Raw genomic sequence first — 3447 nt, forward strand, 5'->3', positions numbered from 1 at the left:
TCTGCTCATGCATCACAGCTACCACGCTGGATTCACGAGATGAATCCCTGACGCGATTTGTGCAACAGAGCCCCAAAGCATGCGCAGGCAAGAAATACATCATTATGGCTTCTCTGTTACGGCAGATCAAATTGATAAGTAAAAATAATAATTTCCCAATCTGAGCAATTTAGATCTCTACATAGGGGAAAATTATATAAGGTATTGTAATTAATTTGATGCATACATTTTTAGTTTTGCAGAACTGAGGTTATGGAACTGACTCGCACGGGGCATGTTGTAGTGAAGTCTACCTCAGGTTGTAATTTGGGAACCATCATGCGCCGGATTTTCCACACCTCGACAGCCATCGCGGCATGTCTTTCACTTCTCTCACCGCAGATGGCTGCAGCTCAAGCTGCAGCTGATGGCAATTCGCAGGTCGTGCCTCCTGCAGAAGAGATCGTGCCCAAGGCCGATGCGGCCGCACCGACTTCGCAGAAAGCCTCTCCCGCCGGCGGTGATGCGACTGTCGCTGCCGAGACTGATGCTGATGCAGCGGCCTCACCCGTCGAGGCCGAGATGACCACGCCAGAGGGTGGCGCGGGGCCTGCCTCTGAAGCGGCGTCCGATGTGACTGCAGAACCCGACGCCACCGAAAATGACGCAGCCCTGGACGAAGCGATGGCGGCGGAGCAGGAGGAAGCTGAGACCGAGGCAAGTGAGGCGACCGGGACAACGACGGAAACCATGCCTGTAGAAGGTGCTGGCGCCGCTGAGGTGAGTTCTGATGCAGAGGCCTCATCTGCCCAAACCGACGTGGCGACGCCAGCGGTGGACGCGCTCCCTGAGGCAGATGCTGAAGCAATGCCCGACACCAACACCACCGACCCTGAGGCGGCGCTGGAAGACGCGATGGCGGCAGAGCAGCAGAGTGCGGAGACGGAAGCGACTGGCGCGGCACCGGAGGCGGAAACGACCCTGCCGGGTGCAGATGACCTTACGGATGGGCTTGAGCCTTCCGAAAGCAGCACCGTCCCGGCAAACCCGCCAGCGCCCTTGAATCCCGGAACGGAGGAACCTTCGACAGCCGGCGCCGACGGACAGAACGACGCCCAAACTGACGCGAACGCTTCCGGCACTGACATTCCAACGACGACTGCTGACGCTCCTACGGCGTCCGAGACAAGCGCGCAAACTGCTGACGCACCAACCGCCGCCGCGCTGGATGACTCGGCTACTGCCGAGGTGACTGAAGAAGAAGTAACCGAGGAAAACAGCCGTTCCTCAAGCGAAGATTTTGCGACCACCCTGCAGCAAGCCACCTCGGCTGATGGCAATCAGCAGCAGTCCAGCGACAGCGATGATGATAATGATCTGGCGAAGGCCATCCTGCTGGGTCTGGGCGGAGTGGCTGTCGGCGCGATGCTCAACAACAATCGCCAGGTCGCGCTGTCGACGCCCGACCGCATCGTCGTAACCCGTTCCGATGGCACCCAGCAGGTGATCAGGGATGACGTCGCTCTCCTTCGCCAGCCCGGGTCGACTGTCGCGACAGAAAACTTCGATGATGGATCCTCGCGCACCACCGTGACGCGGTCTGATGGCAGCCGTATTGTCACGATCCGTGACGCCGATCTGCGGATCCTGCGCCGAACGCTCATCTCAGCTGATGGAGAACAGACAATGCTGCTTGACGACACATCGGTCGTGGAGCCCGTTAATGTCGCAAGTCTGCCCGCTCCGGCGCCTACGCTCGACGGGTCGGCAGCTGATCTGGACGAAGCCGCGCTCCGGGAAGCCCTGATGGCCCGGTTGGCCGTTGATCGACGGTTCAGCCTGTCGCAGGTCCGTGACATTCCTGAGGTTCGTTCGCTGGTCACCTCCGTTGACGTCAACGCCATCACATTCCAGACGGACTCAGCCGCCATTGACGCTGACCAAGCCAAGAAACTGACTGCTCTGGGGAATGTCATCAGTGAAGCGATCGCAGGCAATCCGAATGAAATCTTCCTTGTTGAAGGGCATACGGACACCGTGGGCGATCCTGCGGCAAACCTCGCCCTGTCTGACCGTCGCGCGGAGTCGGTGGCGCTTGCCTTGAGCGAATATTTTCAGGTTCCGCCGGAGAACATGGTCATCCAGGGTTACGGTGAACAGTTCCCACGGATCCAGCAGGAGGGCGACATCCGCGAGAACCGTCGTGCATCTGTCCGGCGCATCACCGACCTGCTTCAGACAGCAGCCAACTGAGTGATCTGAATACTGTCACCATCTGGCGGTCCCAACACGGGACCGCCTTTGTTGTGCATCAGTTCGGTACCCTACACTCATGGCTTCAGGACCATCCTAGATGCGCCCCTTCCGCCTGTTTCTAATGTGACTTGGGGGGGCAGCGTCGCTCTGTAAATAAATCCAGGCAATTCCCATAGCGCATGTCGATATCGACGCGCCTGCAAAAACCCCCGCAGTACCATGCTGCGGGGGCTTCCTCACCGTAGAGCGTGTTTCCTAGCGATATCAGCCGTTGCTGTCTGATCCCCCATCGGCATCGCCTCCCTCGGAGCCACCGTCAGAGCCGCTGTCTGAATCGCTGCCGTCCGAGCCACCATCCGCCTCGCCACCGTCAGATCCATCCGAGCCGGTGTCAGCCCCGCCATCGCCTGCATCTGACCCGCCATCGGCCCCATTATCACCGGCGCTATCCTCACTCGCCCCGTCATCGTCACCTGGGGTATCTGGTGTATCACTATCATCGCCTGCATCCGATGCTCCGGCCTCTGCCTGCCCGGCATCGTCACCTGCAGACGATCCTTCAGGATCAGCACGGGTTTCGACCCCATCAACAGAAACAAGACGGCCGTTGGCCGTGCTGTAGACCAGTTCGGTCGGAACGCCGGCGCGCTGCGCGGTGACCGTCGGGATCGGGCCCTCGCGCTGGATGAAAATATCGGAATACCCCTGATCTGACAGGGTCTCTGCAATCGCCTCATAGTTCTCGATGCTTTCCAGACGGGGGTAGTCGCCCTCGGTGACGAAACCGCCGGATGGCTCATCCTCCAGCGCGTTGTCTGGAACAATCACCGTGGAACCCTGAGGGGTCTCGATCTGGGTGGTCTGCGCAATGGCCGTAGTTGCCATCAGGCTGGTCACAGCGATCTGGCTGCCCACCAATAGAGCCTTGAACGGAGTCTTCAACATCATGCGTCTCCCATTGATTACCTGGAGCACCAACGCACGCCTACGGCAGCGAGATTCCGCATCATTCAACTTATACGGGAGTAGATTGGCCCGAGATACGGAGGCATTTTCGACGAAGAATTGGCTATCTCACGCCCCGTCACCGACATATGATCGCAACTTCAAGTTGCTTAGGGTAACCTCAGGTAGCGCGTGTGACCTGCTACGGGATTTTTCCTCCACCATCGATTAGAGTCCGATCCAACTTGAGGACGGACAATGAAGCGA

At 58.8% G+C, this 3447-nt stretch carries 2 protein-coding genes; one reads left to right on the forward strand and one right to left on the reverse strand.

Annotated features, from left to right (window positions below; all coding sequences use genetic code 11):
* Positions 1-318 precede the first annotated feature (318 nt).
* A complete protein-coding gene (locus FHD68_RS17960; protein WP_139086455.1) occupies positions 319-2232 on the forward strand; it encodes an OmpA family protein in 1914 nt (637 codons plus the stop codon).
* Positions 2233-2499: 267 nt separating this feature from the next.
* On the opposite strand, the gene FHD68_RS17965 is transcribed toward FHD68_RS17960, so the two are convergent.
* The gene (locus FHD68_RS17965) at positions 2500-3210 is read right to left on the reverse strand and encodes a hypothetical protein (RefSeq protein ID WP_139086457.1); all 711 of its coding nucleotides are present in this window, start codon (positions 3208-3210) and stop codon (positions 2500-2502) included.
* Between the last annotated feature and the right edge of the window lie 237 nt (positions 3211-3447).

Source organism: Paracoccus marcusii (assembly GCF_006151785.1).
In the GTDB taxonomy this organism is placed as follows: Bacteria; Pseudomonadota; Alphaproteobacteria; order Rhodobacterales; family Rhodobacteraceae; genus Paracoccus; species Paracoccus marcusii.